Here is a 24,707-nt window from a genome sequence, read left to right as displayed (position 1 = left end):
GGACGGACCCGGCACGGGAGCCGGACCGGACGGACCCGGCACGGGGAGCGGACCGGACGGACCCGGCACGGGAGCCGGACCGGACGGACCCGGCACGGGAGCCGGACCGGACGGACCCGGCACGGGGAGCGGACCGGACGGACCCGGCACGGGAGCCGGACCGGACGGACCCGGCACGGGGAGCGGACCGGACGGACCCGGCACGGGGAGCGGACCGGACGGACCCGGCACGGGAGCCGGACCGGACGGACCGCTGATCAGTCGGAGGCGTGGCTGGTCGGCGAGGGCCTGGGTGTGGTCGAGTTCTTGGGTGTCGGGACGGGTGCGGCGGAATCGGGTGCGCCACCGGGCCCGGACCGTGTTCGGCTCGTCGGAGTCGCTCCGGTCGGTCCGCGCTGTCCCGTTCGCCTCGCTCTCCGCGTCAGCCGGCTCGTTGGACTGCGCGGCGGACGAGGTGTGCCGCGACATGACGATGTACAGGTGGGTGGCGCCGCCCAGTACGAGCGGGGCGATCGTGCTGAGCGCACCGACAGCGGTGTTGGTCAGGTGGAATCCCTGGCCGGCCGCCGTCTCGTTCAGGCGCACGGCGTGGGTCCAGTTGGCCCAGACGCTGGTGGCCGTGGCTCCGCCGAACACGGTCCATGTGTAGGCGCGGGCCCGCAGCGGCGCCTCCTTCAGCACGACGAGCGCCCTCACGCCGTAGGCGATGAAGCCGTCGATCGCGACCGGGAAGAGGTAGGACAGCTGCGGGCGCACATGCATGGCCATAGCCATCTGTTGCAAGGCGTCATAGCTGAGGGTGCCGCCGACCGCGCCCATCACACCGATCGCCGCTTTGTCCCACCGGGACATGCTGCTCGGTATGTTGCCGGTGCTGGTCACGCCGCCACCGCCGTGAGCTCCGGGCTGATGGCGGCGGCGATGCGCTGCTCGCGCCGCAGGAGGAAGGGCTGCGCGTCGAGCTGGGCGCGGGCCTCGCGCACGCGGGTGAGGGCACGCTTGCGGCCGATGCCGAGCACCGGGGCCCAGATCCGCAGGTCGAGGTCGAGGATGGCGGCGACCACGGACACGCTGTGCTTCTCCTGCCGGGAGAGGTGAACAGGGCGGCCGTTCAAGGCGGCGACGACCCGGTCCTCCTCCCAGCGGCCGACGGTGCTCAGGCGGTGCAGCACGATGCGCTCGCTCTCGACGAGTCCCCCGCGGATCCCGTAGCGATCGTTGGTCTCCAGTGCTTCGGCGAGGCACTCGTCGCTGACGGGGCAGCCGCCGCAGAGCGCCTTGGCGGCCCGGGTCTCCTCGGCCTGGTCGGGCAGGGGGTAGAAGCGGTCAGGAGTGTTGGTGCCGGCGCAGGCGGCGCGCTGCACCCAGGTGTGGTCGCGGCGGGTGGCGATCGAGGTGATGGTGGACACGGGGTTGGTCTCCGGGTGGGTCCGCGGCCAGGGCGCGGAGGTTCGAGGGGCGGGTCGGCGCGACCGGGGCTTGGTCGCGCCGGCCTATCGGTGGCTAGCGCGGGCGGGTGCCGGAGAGACGGGGTGCCGTCTCCGGGCCTCTGGCCAGCGATCTGATCCGCCGGTCGACCGCCGGGCTCGTCCTGGAGTCCGCGGGCGCGCTCGGGCGGCTGGCCTGCAGCTGGGCCAGGGCCCGGAGGTAGCCGGGTGAGGCGTCCTCCCGGGTTTTGATCTTGGGTTCCGGGGCGGGGGCCCCGGTCCGGGGCGCCGGTCGGGTTGCTGCGGCGGTCTGGGCGCGGTGGGTGCCCAGCACTCGGATGCTGCGCAGGATCGTTTCGCCGTTGGCCTGGTTGAGCGTTGCGACGAGTGCCGGGGCGAGGGTGCGGACGTGCGTCGCGTACGCCGGGGAGTCGGCGCGGACGTCGAGGCGGCCTGTCTGGTGGTCGAAGCTCACGGCGGTGACGTGGGCGGCGAGTTCGCCGACAGCGGTCGGCCACAGGTCGAGCAGCCCGCCGCCGGCCAGCGGTTCCTGCCAGGCGTGCTGGACCATCAGGTCGGTCAGGGCCGCGCCGAGGCCCACCGGGTCAGCACGGCGGCGGCGGGGTGCGGCCGTCCGCGCGGTGCTCGGGGTCTTCACCATGCTGTCGGAGCGCTTGGCGGCGTCGGCGCGGGCCCGGCGGAGGGCGAGGCGGGCGAGGTCGATGCCGGTGGCGGGCTGGTGGTCGCTCATCGTGCTGATCCCGTTCGGAGGTGGCTGGAGGTGGTGCGGAGGCGGAGGACCCGCTCGACGAGGTCGCGGCCGTAGATCTGCTCCGCCTGCTCCCGGCCGGCGATGGCCAGGGCGGAGGTGACCAGGGCGGGTCTGCCGCTGAGGTACTGGCGCCACGCCGTGGTGCGGGCTTCGCGGTGTTCCTCGTTGGTGGGCTGGTCGTCGAGGACGGCGACCGGCTGGCGGCTGGTCTCCCGGACTCTCGCCCAGGCGTTCCGGAAGAGGTTCTGCACGGCGGAGCTGTGCGGCGCCTGCCAGGTACCGGCCCACTCGGCGTGCCGGTCCCGAGCCGCCTGCGGGGAGTCCCGCCACCAGGCGACGATCGCCTCGCGCTTGGCCTCGGTGTCGTAGAGCAGCTCGGCTCCGACCAGGCGGGCGGTGAGGAAGCCCACCGGCCGGTGGACCCGGGTGGCCGGGGTCCGCAGGGCGAGTACGGCGATGACCTGGTGGGCGGTCCACCCGGCGTCCGCCAGGTGGCGCACGGCCCAGGCGACCCGCGGTACCGGGCTGCCACTGAGCCAGGTGACCTGCTGGACGAGTTCGAGCCCGAGCTGGTGGCGACGGCCGACCCGGTTCAGCCGCCGGCTGCCCTTGCGTCCTCGTCGAACCTGCTGGTCCTTCCCGTTCCCGAAGTCGTCCTCAGAGGGATTGTTGGTAGGTGCTGCAGAAGAAGACGTGACAGCACCTGCCCCCATTGGGGTGCAACGGGTGGAGGTCGACGAGGAACGGGTGCCGGCCTTCCGGGCGGTGCGCCGCTTGGCCCGGCGGACCGTGCGGCTGGCCTTCTTGCCCAGCTGGGCGAGGGCGTGGCGGCCCTCCTCGGTGCCGACACCGACGACCTTGCGGATGAAGGACTCGGACTCGGCGGTGCGCAGGCCGATGGCCTCGTCGAACTTCACGGGGATGGTGCGGACGAACTCGGACGCCCGGCCGCCCACCTGGCGCACGCGGCTGCCCTTGGCGGTGTAGCTGAGCAGGCCGGACTCCCGCAGGATGGACAGGTGGTACTGCACGGTGCGCTCGGAGAGCTTGAGCATCCGCACGAGGTAGCCGACGCCGGGTCTGCACGGGGTGAGCTGGGCGAGCAGCTGGGCGATGCGGAGCGTGGTGCGGCCGAATCTCGGGCCGTGAGAGCGGGCTGGGGTGTGGGCCTGGGTGTCGGACGCCCAGTGGACGGCCTGCATCCAGGTGTAGGTGTCCGGTGCGATCCGGCCGGTGGTGGTGGATATCCACTGGGCGGGGTCGGGGACATGCAGGCCGGGGCCGCCTGTCGCCGGCCCCGGGTTCTGCGCTTCGGGAGCGCAGGCGGGCAGGGGGGCACTGGGCACGGGAGTCCTGGTTTCGCTGGGCACGGCGGCCGGCACCCTGGGGGCTGTCGGGGTGCGGCGGCGGTGCGGTGAACACGGTGCGCGGCGGAAGAGGGCTTCGACGGCGCGTCACCGGTCGGGAGGAAAGGTGCCTCGCGCGGGCGCGGCAGCACGGCCCGCCCCGCGGATCGGGGCAGGGCTCATCACCCGATGTCGCGGAGGCGGTGCCTCGTGGTCGCGGCAGTCGGGTCTTCGGGGTGTTCCGGGGTCAGGCCGCCATCAAGGTGGCGTCTGCGGCCACGGCGGTCAGGCACCCCGTGGTGAGGTCCAGCTCGTGGGCGTTGCGGGGGTCGAGGCCGGGGAAGTGCTGGACGATCCAGCGGGCCGCGGCCTGCCGGTAGGCGAGCGGCTGGGGCACGGCCTGGCCCTGGGCGTCGAACACGCCCGCGGTGCGGGGGTAGCCGGCCGATCCGGTGTCCAGGCGCACGACGGCGGCGCCCGGGTCGAGGAGGCTGGCGAGGATCTCGACGAAGGAGGTCGAGGCGGTGGCGATCTCGGTGCTGGCCGGTCGCGACGGCGACCCGGCTGTACCCGTGAAGATGGGCATGGGAGACTCCTGGGCAGGTGGAGCAGACCGGCCGCGTGGTGGAACAGGCTGGCCGACTGCTTCGGACGTGATCCGCGCCCTCGGCGGGTGGCATCCAGGAGCTGGAATCTCCCGGACGCCCGCCGAGGACGGCCCGTGGACGCGGTCCGCGCAGCGATTCGCCGCCCGTTCCCCTTCCGCCGTTCGCCGTGACGCAGGGGCCGAACACACCCCCTGACCAGGCAATCGACAGTTAACTGTCCGTCGGGTGTGATCAACGTACACCAGAAAGTCGGCCATGGGGATAGTTAACTGTCGATTGAAACGTGCATCCGGGCACCATCGGGCACTAAAGTGTCCGCGTGGGACGATCTGACACGGAGGAGCACCGATGACCGAGGCCGCGAGAGATGGCGTGGCGCGGATCGCCGCGACCTTCAACTACCTGCTGGACAACCGCCACCCCGAGGAGCGGGGGCCCTACTCGATCCCCGAGATCGCCCTGGGCACGGGCGTCAGCGAGAGCACGCTCAAGGGGATGAAGGCCGGCGGGAACGACAACCCCAAGATCAACACGCTGATCGCCGTCGCGAAGTTCTTCGATGTGCCGCCGGACGTCTGGGTGACCGACAAGCCGCTGGAGGAGGTGCTGATCGACCGCGACCTCCACAACGCCATGCGGGACGCCGGCATCGAGTCGATCGCCCTGCGCAGCAAGGACCTGACCCCGGACAACCGCAAGCTCGTCGCGGACATGATCACCGTGGCGCGCAAGTCCCAGGGCCTGGACCCCGGGGAGGTCGGTAGGCCCTGAGTCGCACGCCCGAGAGGGCACTTTATTTTTGAACGATATCTATGCGCATAGACTCGACCCCCCGAGTCTGTGCGCATTTCTATCTGCCCCCACCCGGTTCCGGAATGCGGACCGGATTGCCGCGCCCAGGAAACTGAGACGCAGATCACGAGCCCACTTGACGTGAGCACACAGACTCACTTTCGGTGATGAACTTATGTACCGTCACCTCTCCGCGCCCCGAGATTCCGAGCGTCGCAGACGGTTGCACGATGCACATCAGCACGTTCCGTCACGACCTGAAACAAACCCCGACGGCACGGTCCGCACCTCTTCGTTGCGCGAAGATCATTAACAGAAACGATCTTCAAACGTATGCCTACGATCGTTCCCGTCACGATCACGGCGCAGGCCGTCGCCATCGGAACGGAACGGCCTCAAGATCATTTCAGGAGGGGATTGTGTATGCGGCCTGCAAGGACCGCCTCGGCGTGCTCCTCCCGCTCCTGCCTCACCGCTTCACCGAGGAAGAGCTGGTCAAGGCAGTCTCCGCGCTGATAGGCCGCCCCATCCATGTCGAACCGCGCGACATGAAGGGGAACTTTGCCTGCGGCCTCCGAGAGAGATATTCGGACCGCGAGGTCATTTCCTACGAGATAACCGCGTCACCGCTTCACCGAATCCAGATCATCGCCCACGAGCTCGGCCACATCCTCTGTGGCCACCCGGGCTCGATCAGGCTCGCCGATATTCCGTCGGACGAGGAAATTGCCGACTCGACCGACTGGTCGATCCTCGGTATTTCCGCCCGCACGTCCTACGAGTCGCAGGACGAGCAGGAGGCCGAGCTGATGGCAACCCTCCTCATCCAGCGGATGTACCGCGCGACCGTGATGCCCGCACAGCGCCCCACCGCCGCCGATGAGCGGTGGAACGCCATGTTCACCTGACCGAAAGAACCACCAATCATGATCCGCCTCATTACGCTCGGGCTTCCTGTCCTGCTCGTAGCAGCCGCCCTGTTCTGGATCCGCCCGCGCCGAAATGGCCAGGCTCGGCCGGCTCATTCCGGCAGCACGATCACCATGCTGCTGGCATGGGCGGTCGCCATCACCGGATTCCACCCCGGCGTGCAGGACGCGGCGGACAGCGTCACCCGCGACCTCGCGAAGCTGGGCAGCAACACGTTGATGCTCGTCGCGAGCGTCAGCGTCGTCGCCTGGCTCATGTTCCTCAACCACGAGGAGACCGAGGCCCGCAGACGGCTCAGACCCCGACTGGTCTTCCTCGGCGTGGCGGTAGCCGTGATGGCGGTCTCCTTCTTCGCGGTGGCCCCGGACCGCCGCTGGAGCAGCGAGTTCACCAACACCCACTGGGGCCAGGCTCCCGTCCTCCTGCACGTCTACACCCTCGCCTACGTACTGGTGATGGGACACGCCACCTACGACTGCCTCACCCAGACCTGGCGCCGCAGCAGCCAGTCGCCCTGGCGCGTCCACCGGGCCGGGCTCCGCGGCGCCGCCATCGGCTGCTTCTTCGTCCTGCTCTACCTGGCCTACAAGGTCGTCAACGCCGGTTCGTCGATCGCCGGCGTCGAGCTCTTCCCCGGCGGCCCCCGCTGCACGTCCCTCGTCACACCGTTCCGCTGCACCTTCAGCTTCACCGCGCCGCTGGTCGGCGTGCTGCTGATCACCGCCGGCCTCACCGTCCCCGCCCTGCTGTGGCCGGCCGCCAAGCTGCTGCGCCGGCGGTGGGAGCGCAAGACCGCCCAAGGTCTTCTGCCGCTGTGGACGGACCTGACCGCGGTGCGCCCCCAGGTGGTCCTGCGCGCCGTCGTCGTCGAGACCGACCCGGACGTCGTCCTGCACCGACGGGTGGTGGAGGTCTGCGACGGAATCCTCTCCCTGGACGACCACCGGTCCCGCGCAATCCAACGCCTGGCCACCGAGGCTGTCGAGCGCCGCGGCCAGGGCGGCACCGCGACCGGTGCTGCTGTCATCGAGGCGGCCGTCGTCGCCGCCGCGATCGAGGCGGCCCGCACCGGCGCCCGGCTCCAGGACGACCCGGCTCCGCAGGCAACCGGGGAGTCCGCCCGCGAGGGAGACCTCCGCGCCGAGGCCGTCTGGCTACGCTCGGTCTCCCATCAGTACGCGACCAACGACATCGTCCGCACCGCCGTAGCCGCCCAGCGGCAAGCGGCCCCCGCTGCGGCATAGGGATCGACCATGGCCTCTTCGCCCTTCGCCGACCCGGCGTTCTACGCCGACCGCTACCCCACCTACACCGCCTTGCGGAAGGCCGGCCCGGTCCTGCCGGTCTCGCTGGACGGCGGGGCCTCCACCTCGGCCGTCGTCACCGGCTACGACGAGGCCCGGCAGGCGTTCACCGCCCCGCTGTCCAAGGACGCCGGCGCCTACTTCGCGGACAAGCCCTCCGGGCGCTCGCTCCATCCGGCCATCGCGCGCACCATGCTCACCGTTGACCCGCCCGAGCACACCCGGCTGCGGCGGCTGGTGACGAGGGCGTTCACCCCCGCCCGGGTCGACGAACTGCGCCCCTACATCCGCGCCCTCGCCGAGCAGTTGGTCGGGACGTGGGAGCCCGGCACCGAGGTCGACCTCGTCGAGGAGCTGGCCGGCCCGCTGCCGGTCACCGTGATCTGCCAGCTCCTCGGCGTGCCCACGAGCGACCGGGCCTCGATCCGCTCCTGGTCGACCGACCTGTTCGCCACCGGTGACCACGCCCGCATCGACACGGCCTCCCACGCCCTGGCCGGCTACATGGCCGAGCTGATCGAGGCCAAGCGCGCCCACCCGGACCGCTCACTGCTCTCCGACCTGATCGCGGTCCACGACCAGGACGAGGATCGGCTCAGCGAGGACGAGCTGCTCTCGCTCGCCGTGCTGCTGCTCGTTGCCGGCCACGAGACCACCACTGCGGCGATCGGCAACTCCGTGCTGGCTCTGCTCCAGCACCCCGGTGAACTGGCATACCTGCGCACCAGCCCGCACCGCATCGCCGGGGCCGTCGACGAGCTGCTGCGGTACGACTCCCCGGTCAGCATCGCGACGTGGCGCTGGGCACCCGACGAGGTGGAGCTCGCCGGAACCACGGTGCCCGGCGGCAGCCCCGTCTTCGTGTGCCCTGGCGCGGCCAACCGCGACCCGGCGCGGTTCCCCGACCCAGACCGGCTCGACCTCGACCGCGCGAACGCCGCCAGCCACCTCGCCTTCGGCCACGGCATCCACCGCTGCCTCGGCGCCCCACTGGCCAGCGCGGAGGTCGAGATCGTGCTCGCCGTCCTCCTGGAGCACTCCCCCGGCCTGCAGTTGGCCGTCCCGGCCGAGCAGCTCGTCTGGCGGCAGTCCCGGCTGGTCCGCGGCCTTGTCGCCCTGCCGGTGACCGTCTAGGTGCCAGGGTGTGCGGGGGCAGGGAAGTCCCGTCGCCCCGCACACGGGCCACACCAGCCCCCACGGCGGCTGTAGACGCCCGCCCAGGTCAGCAGGGTCGTCGGCCTGATCTCGCGCCCGGCAGCGGGGCCTACGCGGCCTCGCCCGCCCCGTTGGCCATCGCGGCCCGGACCATGGCCAGCCCCCTGGCCGTCGTCCGCGCCCGGGCCTCGTCCGGGGCGCTCTGGCGGCGGGCCCCGGTGCACGTCGGGCACAGGCCCGGCTCCGGCAGCGGATCCCGGCACTCCGCACACTCGGCGAGGCGACGACGCTGCAACGGCGCCACACCCGGGTTCTGTTGGGGCGGCATCTTGCGCTCTAGGCGGCTCTGCAGCACCTTGGCCGGCGAGTAGACCACGCTGGGCAGACCGGCCAGCAGCGCCTCGCGCAGTCCCTCCTCCGAGCCGCCCCGCTCCAGCCACGCCCGCACCAGCGGCGCGAGAGCCGCCGCCTCGGCCTCGCCGAGCGGCAGTCTGCGCTCGGGCCGGACCGCCCGCAGGAGGATCACAGCCGCCGCCCGGGTGTCCTCGTCGACCTGCTCCTCAGTGGCGGTCGCTTGGGAGTCGGGTTCGTCCTCCCGCCCTCCCTGCTCCTCCTCGGCCCGCGATCCGCGCGGCTCCGTCGGCTGCGGCTCGGTCACGACGGGGAGGGAGGGTTCTTTCACCAGGTTCTTTCCAAGAAGGACGCCACGATCACCGTGCTCCGGCTCACCGGACGCCGGTATGTCGGCACCCGGCAGCATCTGCCGCTGCGGGACGTCGAAAAGATGGGCCTCGGAGTGAAGTCGTCCGTTCGGCAGGCGCACCACGTCCACCCGGTAGTACCCCCACGCCCGGAGCTCGTCGAGGGCGTCCTCCACCGTCCGTCGGCCCTGCGGGCTGGAGTCCGCCATCTGCCGGCAGGTCTCCTTCCACTCAGCCGGTCGCGAGATCAGGTCGAGGAACAACCCCTTGGCCGTGTAGGAGATCGCGCGGTTCTGCGCCAGAGTGTTCGGGACGACCACGAAGCGGGACAGGTGCGGGCTGCGGTGGATACGCAGGGAGAGCCTCCTCGTTCCTCGGCCGGGCAAGTCCCAACCGGGGGACGACGGACCATAGCCACGAACTCGCCGCAAGTGAAGCCGACACCGAGCGACCTTGATCACACTGTGATTCGATCGCCCGGCGACGCGCCACAACCAGGTGGCCGACCACCGCCCAGGATCAGCCTCGGTGTTGGCGGTACAGCAGCCCAGGTGCCCTCTGCAGATCAAGGCGGAAGCATGTCACCGTCTCCTGGGTGTCCAGGGTGATCGTGTATCCGGGCCCGGTGTAGGTCAGGCTGCCGGTCTGAGCGAGCCGGTCGCCGGTTCCCTTCCGCCACAAGTGGAGGCCGTTGCTGGAACGGGTCAGTCGGAGCGTTCCCGGAACGTCTTCGCACGTGAAAGCGCCGATCTTGATGTGCTCGCTGTCCGCGACCGGCTCGGAGGCCGGCACCTCCTCTGCCTCGCCTCTGGTGGCGACCAGTTGGGCGCCGAGGAGGTCGCTGTTGGCGGAGTCGATCGACGCGACGATGGGTGCGGCGATGCGGGCCGCGTCCAGCTGTGCGTGGTTGGACAGGCAGACGACCCGTGCTCCGGTGGCGGTGAGGTGTGCCGCGGCGGAGAAGCCGTGTTCGTGTCCGGCGTGGAACACGGCGCGGTGGCCGGTGCGGGTGTCGGCGTAGAGGCCGGCGCCGTAAAGGAACGGTGGGTGGTCGCTGGGGCGGTACGGGACGGCCCGCTCGAACGGCAGGTGTCCGCCGTCGGCGATCCACCGCTGGTGCAGGTGCGCGAGCCAGCGGTCGAGGTCGTCGGGGGTGGTGGAGAGCGAGCCTGCGCCGGGGAGCATCGCCGGTTGGGCGGTGTGCTGCCATCCGGACGTGGTGGGCCGGTAGGCGTTCGCGGCGTTGGGGATCACGTCGCGGGGGTCGTCCTTGAAGCGACTGTTGTGCATGCCGAGAGGGGTGAAGACGCGTTCACGGGCGAGGTCGTCGAGGGAGGCTCCATGGACGGTCTCCAGGATCCGGGTCAGCAGGAGAAAGTTGGTGCTGCTGTAGAGGAACTGCCCTTGGGGGACGGCTCGGTGCTGCTGTCGGGCGGCGAGGGTGAGGAGGTCGTCTGCGGTGTAGTGGTCGAGGTCGCGCAGGCCGGCGAGCGGGAGCAGGGACTCGGTGTCGCGGATCCCGGACTGGTGGGTGATCAGTTCGGCGATGGTGACGCCGGGCACGCGCAGGGTGGGGACGAGGTCCGCGACCGCCTGGTCCAGGCACAGGCCACCGCTTCGTGCTGCTTCCAGCACCAGGTGGGCGGTGATCTGCTTGGCGGTGGAGCCGACGACGAAGGCCGTGTCCACCTTGATCGGGGTGGAGGTCTCCAGGTTCGCCAGGCCGGTGGTCCACCGTCGGGGTTGTTCCCCGGGCCGGTGGACCAGCACGGACAGGCCGGGGGCGTGGGCCGTCACAGGTGGATGGCCTGCTGGTGGACGGCGCGCAGGTGCTCGCGCAGGTCCGGGTCGGGGACCAGGGCCAGGGCCCGGGCGTGGTCGGGGCCGGTGCCGGCGAGGAAGGTGCGCTGGAGGTCGAGGTACGAGGTGAGGAACCGGCGGCCGGCTCCCTCGGTGCGCTCAAGGACCCGGGCGGTGTAGATCATGGTGAGGGGGAAGGCCCAGCAGGCGTGGAGGAACCCGTACGCCGGGCGCGGGGTCCGCTTCCACGGCGAGTGGAACAGGGCCTGGTCGTCGAGCTTGCAGCCGGTGGCGGCGAGCGCGTCGTTGAGCCAGTTGTGGCCGGCTTCGTGGATGAGGTCGCGGGCGAGGGCGGCGGGGTCGTCGATGTGGTCGACGAAGACGGTGCCGGGCAGGCGGCTGATCGTCCAGCTGTCGAAGGTGTCGTTGTAGCCCTTGCGGCCGAGGAAGACGAGGATGCGGGCGTGGCCGGCGAGGAGGTCGCCGAAGCCGGTGTCGTCGGCGAGGGCGTAGGCGGCGCGGGCGAGTTCCTGGTGCCCGGCCGGGGCGGGGCCGGTGTGGGGGTTGAGCAGGTAGTACGGGGTGTCGGAGATCGGCGAGGTGATGAGCTGCTCGGGGGCGATGACCACGCACTGGCCGACCGCGGTGGGCGCCGCGAGGGCGTGCGCGCCGGCGTCGGGGTGCGCGGTGTACCAGGCGAAGAGGTCGCGGTCTCCGGCGCGGGCGGCGGCCTCAGCGCCTTCGAGGTAGTGGTGCGCGGTGGCGTAGGCGAAGGCGTGCTCGGCGGCGTCCGGAGGGGTGGTGGCGGTGAGGGCGTGGATGCGCCGCACCCTCTGGGGGTGGAGGCGGTTGGTGGGGGCGAATTGGAAGCCGAGCTGGGTGGGGGTTGCCATGGGAGTCCTCCTGTCGCGGTGGGTGGGGCCGGGCCGCCGGTCGGGGATGGCGGCCCGGCCCCGTCAGGCGGGTCAGACGGTGCGGTTCTCCTCGGTGGCGTCCGTGTCGCCGTCGGTGTCATCGCCTTGGGCGGCGGGCCAGCCCTCGGCGGAGACGCGGGAGGTGTGGGCGGTGGTGCGGACGGTGGAGTCCTCGCCGCGCAGCTCGTCGACGGCGGCGAGGAAGCCGGGGATCTTGTCGCTCATGGGTCCTCTTCTCTGGTCGGGATGGTGATGGTCGGGCGGTGGGCGAGCGGCCGTCTCGCGTACATCGCCTTCGCCCGCACGGCAGGTGCGGGCGGGTCAGGGGGTGTCGCGCTCGCAGGGGCAGCGGTCGGTGGCCGGTGCGTGGCGGGCGGCATGGGTCAGGACGCGGGCGCCCTGGTCGAGGCCGGCGAAGTAGGTGTCCCAGTCGGAGCCGTCGGCGGGGACGAGCCGGATCTCGATGGTGCGGTGCGTCCTGCCGGTGGCCGTGCTGGCGAGGTCGGTGTGGATCAGCTGGAGCGCGAGCCCGGCGGGCAGGAACGGCGCGGCGCGGCTGACCGCGTGGCAGGCGCGGGCGGCGAGGCGCCCGTACTCGGCGGCGTCGCGCGGCAGCAGGCCCACGCGGAACGGGGACGGCGCGGTGTCGGTGCCGGTGTGCGGGTGGCCCTCGCAACTGTCGTAGGTGACGGCCCGCCAGGCGCCGGTCGCGGTGTCGACGAGCGGTCGGACGCGGGGTTCGATGCCTGCGGCCCACTGGGGGTGGAGGGGGTCGAGGTCGTCGGCCTCGTGGATGCCGGGCAGACCGACCGAGTTGATGTTGCCGTGCTCGCTGGTCACCAGCCGGGCGGGAGTGCGAGGGGCGTCGGGGTCGTCCCAGCGGGCGAGGAAGGCGTCGGCGTCGGCCATCTCGTTGACCGCGTGGCGCCGCCAGTGGGCGTTCTCGCAGAACGCGCCGGCCGGGTGGCCGGGTGCGGCGACCAAGGCGGCGACGCCGTCGATCAGCCGGGCGCGGTGCTCGCAGTAGGCGTCGTCACTGCCGGTGTCCTTCAGCATCCGCCAGCGGGTCGCCGCGCAGCCGCCGCCGCACGCCACCCGGTAGGGGCAGGTCAGGCACTTGGCCATCATGCCCCGGGCGCCGGTGAGCAGAGTGCTGGCGCCTTGAGCGGCGGTGACGTCGTGCTCGCTGCGGGCGGCGGTGAGCGGGAGGAGCTTGGCGGCGGGCCATGGGAGTTCGTCGCAGGAGCCGAGCCGGTTGTTGGGATAGGCGGTGAAGACGTGGGAGCACTTGAGGTTGGAGAAGTGGCAGTGGTCTCCGCCGACACCCTGCAGTTGGCGGATGACCGCGACGACGGGGTCAAGCTTGACGCGGCGGTAGTGGCCGGCGCTGATCCAGCGGGCGGCGGCCTGCAGGACGAAGCGGGCGTACTGGTCGGGGGTGATGGCCCACGCGGGGCCCTGGGGGGTGATGGCCTGCTGCTGGAGTTCGCGGCTGGCGGGGGCCCGGCGGGAGGCGGAGGCGGTCGCCCTGGTGGTGGAGCTGTCGAACGCCGGGACGAGGTTGATCGCGTTGACCGCGGTGAAGGAGGCGATGTGGTCGATGATCTCCGCGGCCCGGTCCAAGACCGCCGGGGTGACGACGGTGACGACGCCGCAGGTGCGACCGCGCCGGGCGAGCAGTTCGAGCGCTGCCGCAATCTTCGGATAGACCGGTTGGCCGTCGTAGCCGACGCGCCAGGAGTTGCCCTGCTCGTCGCCGTCGAGGGATATCCCGATGGTCAGCTGCGGGCAGTGCCGCTCGAAGAGGTCGAGCCAGGAGTCGTCGAGCTGCACGCCGTTGGTCTGCAGGTGGACGCGCAGGACCGCGGGCTGGGCGGCGAGTTCGTCAAGGATGGCGGCCATGGCGTCCTGGCCAACGGTGAGAGGCTCGCCCCCGTGGAGTTCGACGACCAGGCGGCGGCCGGGGAAGAGCGAGCCGAGGTGGCGGATCTGCTCGCGGGTGACGACCGCCCCGCCGGGGGCCTCCTTACGCTTCTCCAAGCAGTACAGGCAGTCGACGTCGCAGGTCTCGCCGCGCAGCTTGAGGATGACCGAGACGGCGGTGTCGGAGCCGGTGCTCTCCAGCGTGCGCCACAGGGAGTCGAGGTCGTCGGGCGGGGCGAAGGTGCTGGGATGCGGCATGGTGCCTCCGGCCGGTGGGTGTTGTCAGGATCGGGCGGTGGACGCCCAGGCGTGGAACTGGGCGGGGGTGAGCGGGACGAGGTCGTCGCCGCGTTGCAGGGCCCAGCCGTCGGTGCAGCGCTGGGGCAGCCATCCGAGGCCCGACCAGGCCGGGTCGAGGACGGGTGCGTCGCTGGCGTCGGTGTCGGGGAGTTCCCAGAGGGTGGTCAGGGCGTCGCACAGCCTGATTCGGACCGCACGGAAGGCGCGTTCGGTGCCGTAGGGGCGTTCGGTGTCGGGCAGGGCGACGACGGGCCGGGGCGAGCGGTCGGGGCCGGCGGCCAGGCCGAGCAGGGCGGGCAGCCACTTCTCCCCCAGCAGGGGCTGGCCCGCGCCGGCTGCTTCGGCCTGCGCGACCACCACGGCCAGCCGCTCCCAGACCACATGTTCGGCGAGACGCTGGCGGGCTTCGATGAGGCCGAGCAGGTCCTCGGTCAGGCTGATCGCCTGCTGGATCCGGTCGGCCAGCGCCCACTGGGCGTAGACGTCCAGCTCATCCTTGTCGAGGACCGGGCTCTGCCGGCCGTCGTCAAGGACGACGGCGGTGCGAAGCGCCGTGAGGTCGGGCAGGCGGCTCCGGACGGCGCGGAAGGCGGCGACGTCGCCCTCCCTGGGCAGGTCGAATCCGGTGAGCAGGCTCCGGAGTTCGCCGGTCTCCTCCGTCGTGCTGGTGTGGAGGTCGACGCGGATCCCGTCGACCGTCCGCGAGACGACCTGGACCGGGTGGCCGGCCGGGGTGATGATCCGCAGGTCGATGTCGGAGCGGGCGTGGGCGAGGCCGTGGGCGAGGGCGCCTTCCAGATGGATCTGCGAGCCCGGGTGCTCGGCGGCTAGCACCGCCGCGGTGGCGTGGGCGATCCTCAGCCGCTCGGCGTACCAGGTGCTCACGGGCGCACCGCCTCGCGCCGGTCGGCCAGGGTGCGGGCGGTGGCGGCGACCCAGTCGTCCAGCTGGTCGCGCACGTCGGTGCGCTGGGCCCCGATGTGCGGGGTGGCGATGAAGTTGCGGGGCGGGCCGCCGCGGGGCAGCAGGCGCATGTCCTCGCGCTCCACCGGGTCCAGGGCGAGGCCGGCGAGGTCGCCGTCGTCGAGGGCTTCCAGGCAGGCGGCCACGTCCAGGGTGGCGAGGCGCCCGACGCAGACCAGCATCGGGTGGCGCTCGCGGGCGGCGGCCAGGAAGTCGGCGCCGAACAGGCCGCGGTTCTCCGGCGTGGCGGGCAGAGCGACCAGGTGGATGTCCGCCCAATCGGCGAGAGCGGCGGCCGGGAGCTGGCGGGTGCCGTCAGGGATGCTGGGCCTGGCCGCGAAGGCGATGTCGCCGACGTGCGGGGCCAGCGCGACCTCGCACGCCTGGCCGATCGGTCCGGCACCCCAGATCGCCAGCCGGGCCTCGGTGAGAGGGCGGGTCACGCAGCCCGCCTTGAAGTGCACGCCCGCGGCCAGGGCCGACTGCCCGAGCGGGATGCGCCGGCCGAGCGACAGGACGGCGGCCAGCGCCCACTGCGCGACGGAGGCGGCGGCCGGCAGCGGGTTGCGGTGCACCGAGATCCCGCGGCTGGCCAGCTCCGGCAGATCGATTCCGTCCAGGCCGGAGCCCGCCCGGATGACGTGCCGCAGCGCCGGGAAGTGCTGGAGCTGCTCGGCGCCCAGTCGCACTCCGGAACGCAGCACCACGATCTCGGTGGTGTCCTTGCCGGGACCGCTGCCGTCGAGGTGGTCGGCGTGCCGCACGGTCCAGCCGGGCAGTGCCTCGGCGAGGGTGGTGTGGTCGATGGCGCCGGCCATGACGAGCGCTGTGGGCCGGGGCGCGGCCGGGGCGGTCACCACCGGTCCACCAGGATGTCGCGGGGGTGGGCGAGGGCGTCCAGGAGCGGCTGGTTGACGTTCGGCAGCAGGTGCTTGCCGGGCAGGTCCGCCAGGGGTACCCATTCGAAGCCGACCTGCATCGGGTCGACGGGGTCGGACATGCGCGGGACGGTGTTGCCGTCGGTGATCTCGGCGAGGAAGTTGTGCTGGGTCTTGTGCTGGGGGCCGAGGTCGAAGCCGTACTGGCCGGGCACGTACTCGACGACGAACAGCTCCCGGACGGTGCGCACGTTCAGGCCGGTCTCCTGCAGCACCTTGCGGACGACCGCGTCGCGCAGGGACTCGCCCTCGGCGGCCTTGCCGCCGGGCAGGTTGTAGTGGAAGTCCCCGCCGTCGGCGGTGTCGTCGTAGGACAGCAGCAGGACCTGGCCGTCGTGGACGATCGCGGCCTTCACCGAGACGCTGATCTTGGGCAGTGGCGTCATGGTCGGTCCCTCCTTTCACTCGTGGCGTTCGGGCGGGCGGCTACAGGCAGGCGCGGGCGGCCGGGTCGGCGACCTGGAGGAGGTCCTGGACGTCGGCGAGACGGGCCGGGTCGAAGGCGCCGTTGGCGCGGAAGTGGTCCGCGGCCTCGTGCATCGCGCGCAGTGCGGCGCGGCTGAGCTGGTTGGCGTAAATCGCCAGCGCGTAGCCGGCCGCGCCGAGCTCGTCGGGCCCCAAGTGGGGGAAGGCGGTGGGCACGCTCACCAGCGGGGCCAGGCCCGTCCACGCCTTCCCGACCGTCAGGGCCTGCTGGCCGGAGGCGTCCTTGGAGTGCAGCAGGACCGCGTCGGCTCCGGCCGCGACGTACGCCTCGGCGCGGGCGACGGCCTCGGCCACCGAGCCGCCGCAGATCAGCGTCTCGGTCCGGGCGATCAGCAGCATCTCCGGGCCGGCCTGGGCCCGGATCTCCTTCAGCTGGGTGCGCACCAGGTCGAGGTCGGCCAGGCCCTGATCGCGGTGCAGCGAGAAGGAGTTGGTCTTGGGGTAGGCGCTGTCCTCCAAGCACACGGCCGAGGCACCGGCGCGGGCGAGGTCGAAGGCGAAGCGGCCGGCCGGGCCGACGGCCCCACCGGCGTTGTCGATGTCGACGATCACCGGCAGGTCGGTGGTGCGGCGCAGGGCGAGGACCACGTCCGCCAGGTCCCGCGGTCCCAGGACGTTCTCGTCCGGGAGGCCGAGCGCGGTGGAGACCTCCAGGCCGGACACCCACAGGGCGTCGAACCCGGCACCGGCCGCGATCTTGGCGGCGGGGGCGTTGGCGGCGCCGACCGCCCGCACCGGGCGGCCGTTCACCTCGGCATTGCGGAGGGCTGCGGCCAGCGGCCGGGCTATCGGGCGCAGGGCGGTGGCGGTCATGCGGTGATCTCCTTCAGGGGCAGGGCGGGAAGCAGCTGGTGCTCGCGCAGGGCGCTCCAGGCGTCGGCGAGGACACCCGCGCGGTCCTGGGCGGCGTCGATGCGGACGATCGGGCCGAGCTTGGGGAAGGCGGACGGGTCGTCGGCGACCTCGTCGTACGTGCGGCGCACCCGGGTCTGGACGTCCAGGACGTCCCAGTCCGCGCGGACCGCGTCACCGGAGCGGCCGGCTGCGCGGGCCATCGCCGCCTCGGGGCTGTTCTCCAGCAGGAGCGTCAGGTCGGCGGTCACCTCGATCGCCCCTTCGAGGGCGGCGTACGTCTCCTTCGCCGGAGCGTCGTGCTTCACGGCGAAGAACGCCAGCTCCGACAGGAGCCACCGGTCGGCGATCACCGGCCGGTGCGCGAGCGCGGGCAGGACCAGCTGCTCGACGGACGCCTGCTTGTCTGCGCGCAGGGCCGCCAGGTAGCGGTCCCGGTTCGCGGCGCCGGGCCGGTACTTGCCCTCTTCCAGGTCTGCGGCCACCGCTGGGTCGAGCCAGTTCGTCGTCAGGATCGACAGCGGGGTCACCCCGTAGAGGCTCTCGATCAGCCGGAACAGGCCCTTGCGCAGGGTGGTCTTGCCGGTGCCGTCCAGCCCCTCGACCACAACGAGGAAGCCCGGGACGCTGTTGCTGCTCATCGCTACTCCACCTGCCCGGCGCCGAGGCCGCTGCGGTACTTGAGGAACTGGCCGCGCCACGGCAGCGCGTTGCCGACGAGGTCCACCAGGCGCAGCTCGGCGAGGCTTTCCAGCAGGGCGGGCATGCTGGCCTCGGTGACGATGGCCTCGGTGACGGCCCGGCAGTAGGCCGCCCGCACCTCGGGGTCGCCGTCGCCGTTCTGCTGGAGGTGGCGGCGCAGAACGCGCAGGGCGCTGCCGAGGGCGACCGCGTGGGTGGCCCCGGTCAGGGTGGCGAGCGGCACGGTGTCGGTGACGTCGTCTTCGATGGTGATGTGGTGGCCGCCGAGGTGGCGCAGGACGGCGAAGGCGCCGACCCACCAGGCGGCTGCCTCGCAGACCGCCAGGACGGCGTCGGCGACAGGGCTCTGCGGGGTGCCGGCGAGCACCGCCTCGGCCACGGAGCGGGCGGCGGGCGCCAGCGGGCTCGTGCCCGTGGTGCGGCCGACCTGCTGGGGGACGGTGACCAGGGCCAGCAGGCCGGCAGCGGTGACGATCGGCGTCGCCGCGTCCGCCGTCGGCTCCGGCTGCTGCAGCAGCGCGAGCGGGACCGCCTGCGCGGGCAGTCCGCACTCGGCGGCCCCCTTGCCGGAGGCGTCCTCCAGCTCCGCGCGGTGGAGGTGGATCCGCTGGACGGCCAGGCCGTCCGAGAGCGCCTCCCAGCCGTCGGCCACACCGCCCGGGCGTGGGGGTCTCAGGGGTTCGCGAGCCATGGGTGTCCTCTCAAGGGCAAGCCGAGGGCCGCGCAGCGGTAGCACTCCGAGATTTCAGGAGTGCGCTGCGTCACATCGAGTAGCGTCCACCCATCGGCCGCACCGCGTCAAGCATGTGACTGGCAAAATGCCATTTGGAGTGCCAGTCATATGAACGGCACACTGGCTCGCAGTGGCCCGCGCAGGGCTGGGGTGGCCTACCCTGGCCGGACAGGTGTGCCTCAACCTCGGAGGGGACCAGATGGCAGCTACCGTCCCGAGCAGCCCGACCGCGGCCCGGAAGTTGTTCGGCGCCGATATAAGGCGCCGGCGCGACGACCGGGACCTCACCGCGGCGGAGGTCGCGGTCGTCATCGGTTGCAGCACCTCCAAGGTGACCCGCATCGAGACCGGCCAGCGCAGCGCCAACCCCGACGACTTCGACGCCCTGATGGACCTCTTCCAGGTGTCCGCTACCGACCGGTCCCACCTGGAAGCCCTGTTCAAGCGGGGCCGCAAGCGGACGGCCATGTGGTGGGACGCCTACGGGGACGTCCTCAGCTCGAAGTACGCGGAGTTCATCCGCAGCGAGCACGAAGCGGAGACCATCTTCGACTACCAGGTCGTCTACGTGCCTTCTTTGCTGCAGACCGAGAAGTACGCACGCGAGGTCACGGGCGTCGGCTTCGCCGCGCTCGGCCTGGACCAGATCGACAGCCTCGTCGAGGTTAAGATGCGCCGCCAGCGCCGCGTCCACGAGGACGACCCCCTCAAGCTCTCCGCGGTGATCACGCAGGCAGCTCTTGAGTTCCAGGTCGGCGGACCGGCCGTCCAAGCCGCACAGCTGCGACACCTGCGCGACATGATGAAGCTGCCCAACATCGACCTGCGCGTGATCCCCTTCAGCAAGGGCGCGGACGGAACGCAGACCGGCGCGTTCTCAACCTTCACAAATGAAGGGCAGGAGTCCCCGGAAGCCGCCTTCGCAGAGGCCGTGACTGGTAGCGTCTTTGTCGATGATGCACTGGGTCTGCGGCGTCTCCACCGCCTGTCGAACTACCTCGCCGATGCCGCCCTCAGCGCCGACGAGAGCTTTGAACTGATCGAGCAGACCGAGAGAAAACTGGCAGCAGCATGATCAACGCAATCGAGCTGTACGCGGCGCCCCTCACCGGAGCCAGCTGGCACAAGAGCACGTACACCGCCAACAACGGCCAGTGCGTAGAACTGCTCCCGGTGCCGTCCCTCCCGGCCGTGGCCATCCGCGACTCGAAGAACGTCCAGATCCCGCCGATCAGGACCAGTAACCGGTCGATGCGGAGCTTCGCCGACGCCCTCCTCAGCGGCGAGCTGGTCGCGGTATGAGCCACCCCCGGACCACCGCCAAGGAAGCCCTCTACGCTCTCGACCTCAGCGATGCCATGTGGCTGGTGGCGCCGGACAGCGATCCGTCGGACCGTCTGGAGGTCGCATTCCTCCAAGACGGAGCCGTGGCACTTCGGCACTCGGCGAACCCTGCGGGCACCATCCTGCGCTACGACCCCCAGGAGTGGATCGCATTCCTACGAGGACTCGAAGACGGCGAGTTCGACGCCGACATGGGGCGCACCCTCGCTGCCACGTTCTAGGGCATCGCTGTCGCTGCTTGGTCTAAGGGGAGGCCCGCTTCCCCCAGCCCTGTGTTTTGCTGCCCTAGGTCCGTCTACCTCCGGCTGCTGCCGGCGCGCGGCCAGGCGAGAGCCCCGGTCAGCTCTTGGGCTTGGTGCGCGAGGAGCGGTGCCAACTCTGGGTAGTGTCCGCGGTCTACCGCTTGGAGCATCTCTGCGAGGGCGATCAGCTGACCGACACGTCCGGCCGGCGTCTCCAGGACCTCGGCGAACTCCCTCCGAACACGGTCCGCGACCCCTGGTACGAGGAGGCTGCTCACCCACAGGACCGCGGGGTCGTAGCCGACCGGCACCATGCCCCAGCGCTCCCAGTCCAGGAGCATGAGGGGCTTCGCGGTCAGGTTGGCCCACTGGAGGTCACCATGTCCGGTGACCCGTTCGACTTCGGCTGGGGCCGGGACGCCGAGGAACCTCGGGAACGCCTGCGCGATCCACGTCGGACGCAGGGTGATCTTCGTTCCGGGGGTCGTGGCGATGTCAGCCAGCACACCCCTCAGACCTGCCCACCACCCATCCTCCAGCGCGGGATCCTCGCGCAGGTCCGGTGTCACGGACACCGCGGCACCGGCGAGGTCGAAGACGTCGGCCTGGTAGAAGTGCCCGCCGCCGGTCCAGTCCAGGGTGTCGTGGAGCCGAGGTCGCGGGACCGAGTCCGGGAGGAGCTGCTGCGCGCCGAGGGGACCTTGGCCGGTCGGTCGGGGAGCATGGCGGCGGCTGCCGCAGGACACGCGGAGCCACCGGTCGCCGGCCTGTCGGCCGAGGGTGGTGCCGGAGGTACCGAAAACGGCCGGCCCGGCGCAGGTCAGGCGGAGGAAGGCTGCGGCCTTGGCGTGTGCCTCCTCCAGGCGGAGTCGGGTTTCGCCATCCGGCTGAAAGGACATTGCACCATCCTGGATTGTTCGCCGGGGAAAGCGATGTCGGGGGCCCTCCTGGCCTACCGGCCAGCAGTGAGGTCGGTGATGGTCTGGAGGAGGGCTGCGGGGTCACACAGGTCGTCGAGGACTCGGTCCGCGCCGGCTTCGGTGAGTCTGTCGAACGAGGTGGTGCCGGACGCGATGGCGATCACCCGTGCACCGCCCTCCGCCCCGGTGCGTACATCCTCCAGCGAGTCGCCGATGATCACTGTGTTCGCCCGGTCAAAGGCGGTGCCGTAGCGATCAGTGGCTCGGCGTTGGGCGATGCCGACCAGGGCCGGCCGGTGGGAGTGATCGGAGGCGAAGCCGCCAACGCTCAGGTCCACATATCGCTCCAGGTCGAAGGCGCCGAGCTTGATGGCGGCGCTCTGCCGGAGGTTGCCGGTCACCACGGTCGGTATGAGGTGCGGGTGGGCGTGGACGGCTTCGAGGGCTGCCACGGCGCCGGGCATGATCTGACCGCTGCTGCGCAGTTGGTCGGACCGCTCGGCGAGCAGCGGGGGCAGGAGTCCGACGATCCGCTCCGCCAGTGGCTCGATGTCGCGCTGGTCCACGTCGTTGGCCGTGAGCAGCTCGCGGACCGCCAGTGGCATGGTGCGGCCGGTCCCGCGTTCGGGGAGCTTCGTTGCGTCGCGGCCCACGACCGCGCGGAACGCCGCCTTGTAGACGGCGCGGTCCGTGTCGCCTACGTAGAGCAGGGTCCGGTCGATGTCCCACGGAACGAGCACGGTGCTGGTCACGGTCAGAGCTCCTTGGCCGCCATCACTTGTCGTGATCGTTCTACCAGCTCGCTCGACCGGGGGCCCGGGATCGCCCGTACGTGCTCGACCGCCTTGGCGAGGTGGTCGGCCAGTCGCGCCGACTGGACGTTTGCGGCGAGGGTGAGCGCGGCGTCGGCGGCGGCGAACCCGCCGTCGCGGTCCCCGGCTAGGAGGTGGGCGGAGGCTGCTCGGGAGGCGAAGAGGGCTCTGGTCCGCAGGTCGGTGGGGTTCAGGGTGGAGGCGGCCTGTTCGAAGTAGCCGGCTGCGAGCTGGTGTTCGCCGAGTTCGAGATGGCAGCTGGCGGTCTGGCCGAGGATCTCGCCGCGGTTCATCCAGTAGAGCCAGCCGGGGTCCTGTTCGGACGGGTCATCGTTGGCGAGGTCCGCGGCTCGGCCGAGAGCGCGCAGGCATGCCTGGTTCTCTCCGAGCTTGGCGTGCCCGCGGGCCTGGCGGGTCAGCAACATGGCTTCCAGGACGGGTGAGCCGACTGTGCGGACCTTCTCCCGGGCGGCCTGCATGGCGACTACGGCGTCACGGGGGCTGCCGACGGAGTAGCTCTGGATGGCCATGTAGGAGAGGGCGCCCGCGCCGTAGCGCGGGTCACCGGAGGCGTGGGCTGCCCGCAGGGCTGCGAGCAGGGCGCGCTGTGCTTGTTCGTGACGGCCTGCGTCGAAGTGGAACCAGCCGAGCTGGGTCGCGGTGTCGGCTGCGATCCCCGCTAACTGCCGTCCCGTCTGCTCGTCGTAGCTGGCCGACTTCAGTGTCTCGTAGACGAGGCCGAGGTGGGCCCTTGCGAGGCCGGCAACGAGTCCGCTGCCCGAGTTGGCGTCCATGGTGCGGAGGCTGTCGATGGTTCCCTGGAGGCTCCCGACGAGGTCCGGGGCCACCCGGGCTCCGTCAAGTGCGCGTTCGAGGGGTTCCGCGTCGGCGATGCCCCACTGGTGGATGTAGGCGGACAGTGCTGCTCCGGTGAGGACCAGGACTTGCCGGCGATTCGGACGCATGGCGGGCTCCCCTCGCATGGCCTCTTGCAGTCCGGCCACCATACGACGGGCGGTCCACGGCGCGGCGGCGTCCTCGTGGGCCTGGAGTGAACTGCCGTCTGTTCCTGGGGGAGCTGACTCCGTATTTCCGCGCAGTGGCAGTCGCACGAGGTCGGCGGGTGCGCCGATCGTGTTGAGGAAGTCGACGATCCTGTCGATGTGTATCAGCTGTACCCGTCCGGCCTCCAGCCGGGAGATGTAGCCCTGGGTCAGTCCGGTGATGACTGCCAGGTCGTCCTGGCGCAGGGGGACGATCTCCCGCAGGCGCCTGCTCAGGCTGCCGAAGTCCAGCTCGGCGAGGGTTTCGCGCACCTTGGCGTCACGCCACACCCAAGCCGGCACTCCTGGGGAAACCGGCTCGGCGACCGTCCGCGCGCACGGGCCACACACACTGCCGTCGTCGTTGTAGCGGCTGAGCGTGCAACCGCACCGCTCGCAACGTCGCCCGCTCATCCTGCCCCCTCCGCAGGCGGGAGGGACCAGCCCCCCGCAGGCGACCGGCAAGATCATATTTCGCTGCGAATATGACTACTCGAATGGTCGCCAGTGAACACTCTCGGGCACCTTACTCCGGCGGGCAGTTGCTCAGACCGAAATCGATCACTTCGTTGTCGCGGTCGTGACAGTCCCGGTCCGCCCGACAGCACGCCTCCGTGCGCCACACCAGCCATCCACCTCGTCGGTCACTGACCGTCGATCCGGTGCCGCGGCTCTCCCAGCAACATCTCCCTTGGAAAGGAACGGCGATGGACGTCTCATACGGTCCTGGAGCGCAGCTCGTCCAGCATCCCGCCGGCCACGACGGGGAGTTGCGCGGGGCGGTGGAGGAGCTGCGGGCCGGGCGCTGGCAGGCCGCTCGTGCGCTGCTGGCCGGTTCGTGGAGTGACCGGTCGTTGTGGACCTCGCGTACCCAGGCGCTCGGCGTCGTCGCGGCCCACACCGATGTCCTTCGGCACTGGGCCCGGGAGGAGCCGAGCGGCTTCGGCCTGGTCACGCTTCAGGCCAGGGTCTCCGTCGAGCTGGCTCTCCTGCCCGCGCAGACGCACGGGGAAGTTGCCGCTCGGGAGCGCGAAGCCCGCGGATGGTGCTGGCAGGCGGCCACCCAGCTCGCGGGCGACCCTGTCCCGTGGATCGGCCTGCTCGCGCTCGCCCAGTTGGATCCGGACCAGGAGCGTCCCGAGCACCGGGTTGTGGCGCCCGACCAGATGCTTCCTCCCGGCCCGTGGGGGCTGCTTGGCCAGGCTCGCCTGGCCGATCCGTGGTGCAGGGAGGCGTTCCACCGCATGCTCCGCTTCTGGCTGGCCCGGGGAGACGGCGGCACTGCGGCCGAGTTCGTGGCGACGTACCTGGACGCCGCCCCGCCCGGCTCGCCTCTCTACGCCCTTCCGCTGTACCTGCAGGTCGACCGCTACCGGCGTGCCGAGCGCAAGGAGGCTGTCGCTCTGCTCTGGACGCACGACGAAGGCGTCAAGGCAGCGGCGTTGCGGGCCTACGAGCACTGGCACACGGCGCGGTCAGCGGGCGGACGGTGGGCGGTGGTGGACGAGAGCCACCTCGCCCACGCCCTCTGGGTGACCCGAGAGCCGGCACTGGCCGCCGAGGTGTTCGCGGCGCTCGACCCGTTCGTCTCCTCCCAGCCGTGGGCGAGCCTGTCGGGCCGACCGGAACAACTGCTGCACCAGGCCATGGCCCAGTCGTTCGCCGCCACTCGCTGACCGTCTTCCACCCGGCAGTTACGC

At 71.5% G+C, this 24,707-nt stretch carries 27 protein-coding genes; 8 read left to right on the top strand and 19 right to left on the bottom strand.

Going from position 1 to position 24,707, the window contains the following annotated elements:
• The 5 genes from ACWDRR_RS18220 to ACWDRR_RS18200 all read right to left on the bottom strand — a co-directional run.
• Positions 1-882 (bottom strand): DUF2637 domain-containing protein (locus tag ACWDRR_RS18220; protein WP_449773192.1); only part of this gene is annotated, 882 nt, incomplete at its 3' end.
• Complete coding sequence (locus ACWDRR_RS18215; protein WP_449773191.1) at positions 879-1,409, bottom strand: WhiB family transcriptional regulator; 531 nt, start codon at positions 1,407-1,409, stop codon at positions 879-881. The genes ACWDRR_RS18220 and ACWDRR_RS18215, both read right to left, overlap by 4 nt.
• 94 nt (positions 1,410-1,503) lie before the next feature.
• On the bottom strand, positions 1,504-2,178 hold the full coding sequence (locus ACWDRR_RS18210) for a DciA family protein (RefSeq protein WP_449773190.1): 675 nt from the start codon (positions 2,176-2,178) through the stop codon (positions 1,504-1,506).
• Positions 2,175-3,545 carry a helix-turn-helix domain-containing protein gene (locus ACWDRR_RS18205; RefSeq protein ID WP_449773189.1) on the bottom strand — a complete coding sequence of 457 codons (1,371 nt, stop codon included), beginning with the start codon at positions 3,543-3,545 and terminating at the stop codon, positions 2,175-2,177. Before ACWDRR_RS18205 ends, ACWDRR_RS18210 begins: the two co-directional genes overlap by 4 nt.
• A 247-nt stretch (positions 3,546-3,792) precedes the next feature.
• Positions 3,793-4,131: a hypothetical protein gene (locus tag ACWDRR_RS18200; RefSeq protein WP_449773188.1), complete on the bottom strand. Its 339-nt coding sequence runs from the start codon at positions 4,129-4,131 to the stop codon at positions 3,793-3,795.
• A gap of 370 nt (positions 4,132-4,501) precedes the next feature.
• Between ACWDRR_RS18200 and ACWDRR_RS18195 the strand changes: the two genes are divergently transcribed.
• The 4 genes from ACWDRR_RS18195 to ACWDRR_RS18180 all read left to right on the top strand — a co-directional run bounded on the left by ACWDRR_RS18195 (position 4,502) and on the right by ACWDRR_RS18180 (position 8,313).
• Positions 4,502-4,924 carry a hypothetical protein gene (locus ACWDRR_RS18195; RefSeq protein ID WP_449773187.1) on the top strand — a complete coding sequence of 141 codons (423 nt, stop codon included), beginning with the start codon at positions 4,502-4,504 and terminating at the stop codon, positions 4,922-4,924.
• A 251-nt stretch (positions 4,925-5,175) separates the two neighbouring features.
• Positions 5,176-5,853, top strand: coding sequence for a hypothetical protein (locus tag ACWDRR_RS18190; protein ID WP_449773186.1), 678 nt, complete (start codon positions 5,176-5,178; stop codon positions 5,851-5,853).
• Positions 5,854-5,871: 18 nt separating this feature from the next.
• Entirely contained in the window at positions 5,872-7,119 is a 1,248-nt protein-coding gene (locus tag ACWDRR_RS18185) for an MAB_1171c family putative transporter (RefSeq protein ID WP_449773185.1), read from the top strand.
• 9 nt (positions 7,120-7,128) lie between these two features.
• A complete protein-coding gene (locus ACWDRR_RS18180; RefSeq protein ID WP_449773184.1) occupies positions 7,129-8,313 on the top strand; it encodes a cytochrome P450 family protein in 1,185 nt (394 codons plus the stop codon).
• Positions 8,314-8,443: 130 nt separating this feature from the next.
• Here the strand turns inward: ACWDRR_RS18180 and ACWDRR_RS18175 are convergent, their stop codons facing one another.
• The 11 genes from ACWDRR_RS18175 to ACWDRR_RS18125 all read right to left on the bottom strand — a co-directional run bounded on the left by ACWDRR_RS18175 (position 8,444) and on the right by ACWDRR_RS18125 (position 18,604).
• Positions 8,444-9,421 (bottom strand): hypothetical protein, encoded by a 978-nt coding sequence (locus ACWDRR_RS18175; protein WP_449773183.1) that lies wholly within the window; start codon positions 9,419-9,421, stop codon positions 8,444-8,446.
• Between the two features lie 133 nt (positions 9,422-9,554).
• Complete coding sequence (locus tag ACWDRR_RS18170) at positions 9,555-10,832, bottom strand: serine hydrolase domain-containing protein (protein WP_449773182.1); 1,278 nt, start codon at positions 10,830-10,832, stop codon at positions 9,555-9,557.
• The gene (locus ACWDRR_RS18165) at positions 10,829-11,728 is read right to left on the bottom strand and encodes an aKG-HExxH-type peptide beta-hydroxylase (protein ID WP_449773181.1); all 900 of its coding nucleotides are present in this window, start codon (positions 11,726-11,728) and stop codon (positions 10,829-10,831) included. The genes ACWDRR_RS18170 and ACWDRR_RS18165 overlap by 4 nt, the downstream gene beginning before the upstream one ends.
• A gap of 72 nt (positions 11,729-11,800) precedes the next feature.
• Positions 11,801-11,974: a hypothetical protein gene (locus ACWDRR_RS18160; protein ID WP_449773180.1), complete on the bottom strand. Its 174-nt coding sequence runs from the start codon at positions 11,972-11,974 to the stop codon at positions 11,801-11,803.
• Between the two features lie 96 nt (positions 11,975-12,070).
• The gene (locus tag ACWDRR_RS18155) at positions 12,071-13,930 is read right to left on the bottom strand and encodes a radical SAM protein (RefSeq protein ID WP_449773179.1); all 1,860 of its coding nucleotides are present in this window, start codon (positions 13,928-13,930) and stop codon (positions 12,071-12,073) included.
• Positions 13,931-13,954: 24 nt separating this feature from the next.
• Positions 13,955-14,857, bottom strand: coding sequence for a hypothetical protein (locus tag ACWDRR_RS18150; protein ID WP_449773178.1), 903 nt, complete (start codon positions 14,855-14,857; stop codon positions 13,955-13,957).
• Positions 14,854-15,753 carry an NAD(P)-dependent oxidoreductase gene (locus tag ACWDRR_RS18145; RefSeq protein WP_449773177.1) on the bottom strand — a complete coding sequence of 300 codons (900 nt, stop codon included), beginning with the start codon at positions 15,751-15,753 and terminating at the stop codon, positions 14,854-14,856. Before ACWDRR_RS18145 ends, ACWDRR_RS18150 begins: the two co-directional genes overlap by 4 nt.
• Before the next feature lie 35 nt (positions 15,754-15,788).
• A complete protein-coding gene (locus tag ACWDRR_RS18140; protein WP_449773176.1) occupies positions 15,789-16,259 on the bottom strand; it encodes an NUDIX domain-containing protein in 471 nt (156 codons plus the stop codon).
• Between the two features lie 40 nt (positions 16,260-16,299).
• A complete protein-coding gene (locus ACWDRR_RS18135; RefSeq protein WP_449773175.1) occupies positions 16,300-17,172 on the bottom strand; it encodes an isocitrate lyase/phosphoenolpyruvate mutase family protein in 873 nt (290 codons plus the stop codon).
• Positions 17,169-17,852, bottom strand: a complete 684-nt coding sequence (locus ACWDRR_RS18130) for a dTMP kinase (RefSeq protein WP_449773174.1) — start codon at positions 17,850-17,852, stop codon at positions 17,169-17,171. Before ACWDRR_RS18130 ends, ACWDRR_RS18135 begins: the two co-directional genes overlap by 4 nt.
• Before the next feature lie 2 nt (positions 17,853-17,854).
• Positions 17,855-18,604, bottom strand: a complete 750-nt coding sequence (locus ACWDRR_RS18125) for a hypothetical protein (protein WP_449773173.1) — start codon at positions 18,602-18,604, stop codon at positions 17,855-17,857.
• Between the two features lie 241 nt (positions 18,605-18,845).
• Here ACWDRR_RS18125 and ACWDRR_RS18120 point away from each other — a divergent pair, with 241 nt between their 5' ends.
• The 3 genes from ACWDRR_RS18120 to ACWDRR_RS18110 are packed head-to-tail and all read left to right on the top strand — an operon-like array spanning position 18,846 to position 20,211.
• Complete coding sequence (locus ACWDRR_RS18120) at positions 18,846-19,721, top strand: helix-turn-helix domain-containing protein (RefSeq protein WP_449773172.1); 876 nt, start codon at positions 18,846-18,848, stop codon at positions 19,719-19,721.
• On the top strand, positions 19,718-19,948 hold the full coding sequence (locus tag ACWDRR_RS18115; RefSeq protein ID WP_449773171.1) for a DUF397 domain-containing protein: 231 nt from the start codon (positions 19,718-19,720) through the stop codon (positions 19,946-19,948). Before ACWDRR_RS18120 ends, ACWDRR_RS18115 begins: the two co-directional genes overlap by 4 nt.
• Entirely contained in the window at positions 19,945-20,211 is a 267-nt protein-coding gene (locus ACWDRR_RS18110; RefSeq protein WP_449773170.1) for a DUF397 domain-containing protein, read from the top strand. Before ACWDRR_RS18115 ends, ACWDRR_RS18110 begins: the two co-directional genes overlap by 4 nt.
• Positions 20,212-20,285: 74 nt before the next feature.
• On the opposite strand, the gene ACWDRR_RS18105 is transcribed toward ACWDRR_RS18110, so the two are convergent.
• The 3 genes from ACWDRR_RS18105 to ACWDRR_RS18095 are packed head-to-tail and all read right to left on the bottom strand — an operon-like array spanning position 20,286 to position 23,298.
• Positions 20,286-21,131: a hypothetical protein gene (locus tag ACWDRR_RS18105; protein ID WP_449773169.1), complete on the bottom strand. Its 846-nt coding sequence runs from the start codon at positions 21,129-21,131 to the stop codon at positions 20,286-20,288.
• A gap of 53 nt (positions 21,132-21,184) precedes the next feature.
• The gene (locus ACWDRR_RS18100) at positions 21,185-21,904 is read right to left on the bottom strand and encodes an HAD family hydrolase (RefSeq protein ID WP_449773168.1); all 720 of its coding nucleotides are present in this window, start codon (positions 21,902-21,904) and stop codon (positions 21,185-21,187) included.
• A 2-nt stretch (positions 21,905-21,906) separates the two neighbouring features.
• The gene (locus ACWDRR_RS18095) at positions 21,907-23,298 is read right to left on the bottom strand and encodes a helix-turn-helix domain-containing protein (RefSeq protein WP_449773167.1); all 1,392 of its coding nucleotides are present in this window, start codon (positions 23,296-23,298) and stop codon (positions 21,907-21,909) included.
• A gap of 416 nt (positions 23,299-23,714) precedes the next feature.
• Here ACWDRR_RS18095 and ACWDRR_RS18090 point away from each other — a divergent pair, with 416 nt between their 5' ends.
• Entirely contained in the window at positions 23,715-24,683 is a 969-nt protein-coding gene (locus ACWDRR_RS18090; protein WP_449773166.1) for a hypothetical protein, read from the top strand.
• Positions 24,684-24,707: the final 24 nt, after the last annotated feature.

This window comes from Kitasatospora sp. NPDC003701, assembly GCF_053587085.1.
The sequence above is the reverse complement of the archived record's forward strand: the minus strand, read 5'-3'. Positions and strand labels throughout refer to the sequence as shown.